This window comes from Bacillus massilinigeriensis (assembly GCF_900111815.1).
Taxonomy (GTDB): Bacteria; Bacillota; Bacilli; order Bacillales; family Cytobacillaceae; genus Mesobacillus_C; species Mesobacillus_C mediterraneensis.
In genome coordinates this window covers 1-1,074 of record NZ_LT630007.1, presented here as the reverse complement: position 1 = coordinate 1,074, position 1,074 = coordinate 1, and the positions used below count along the sequence as shown (strand labels likewise).

Here is a 1,074-nt window from a genome sequence, read left to right as displayed (position 1 = left end):
TTCTGGATGAAATGGGGTATCTTCCCTTCGGAAAAGAGGGATCAGAGTTATTGTTCCAGTTAATATCTGAGTGTTATGAGCAGAAAAGTCTAATTATAACCTCAAACTTGGAATTCAGCCAATGGAACAGGATTTTCACCGATTCCAGGTTAACCGCCGCTTTGGTGGATTGTTTGATTCACCATGCCCATATCATCTCATTCCATGGGGAGAGTTACCGTCTATCTCATGCATTGTCAAAAAGAAGGTAATAGATAGGGCTGGCAAAGTTGTGCATTTTCCTTTGCATTCTTCTGCACTTTTTCCTTGCAAAATACAGTTATATCAACGGCTTTCGCTCGTTATCTTTAATATTGTCCTCGGGTTTGTCCTCGTCAGAAGACATAATGGGACTATAATAGTGTTTTAAAGGAGAAGGTCTTTCATCAGTAAACTGAACTGTTGAGAGGCCTTTTCTTCCATGTTGGCGGTCATATGGGCATAGATATTCATGGTTGTATTGATATCCGAGTGACCGAGGCACTGTTGAATTTCCTTTATCCCTACTCCTGCCTCGATTAGCAATGAGGTGTGAGTGTGCCGGAAGGAATGTGGAGTGATATTCTTTTCAATCCCAGCTTTTTTCAACAAGCGTTTAAGCCTAATCTCGATGACTTTTCGAAGTTGGGGATGTCCATCATTCCGAGCGAAGATAAATCCAGAATCATTATAAACTAAGCGGTTTTCCAGCTTTGTTTGATTCTGATGCAACCTGTGCCTTTTCAGCATGGAAACAACCATCTGATCAATTTTGATTGTGCGAACAGAGCCCTTTGTTTTTGGAGTAAGCAGCTCATATTTTTTGATACTGTTTGTCGGGTTGTATAGAAATGCTATTTTAAATATGTACACTAACGCTTGAATTAATATGTACAACCTTGCTTCAATTTTACATACTAGTCATGAGGTGACTAGTTATGTATCTATCATTAAATGTGGATATTGATTTTAAGGTTAATAGTCTTTCAGACTTAACAAAATTCAAACAAATAATGGAGCATATGAAGATGAAAATTAATAAGAGCAAAATAGCGG

1 protein-coding gene and 1 pseudogene are annotated in these 1,074 nt (G+C 38.3%); one reads left to right on the top strand and one right to left on the bottom strand.

Annotation, left to right across the window (positions count from 1 at the left end; all coding sequences use genetic code 11):
* Window positions 1–251: ATP-binding protein (locus tag BQ5796_RS17530; protein ID WP_159431010.1), on the top strand; the 251-nt coding region annotated here is incomplete at its 5' end.
* A 154-nt stretch (window positions 252–405) separates the two neighbouring features.
* Here the strand turns inward: BQ5796_RS17530 and BQ5796_RS15740 are convergent.
* Window positions 406–867: pseudogene (locus BQ5796_RS15740) on the bottom strand (site-specific integrase); the annotation flags it as partial.
* Between the last annotated feature and the right edge of the window lie 207 nt (window positions 868–1,074).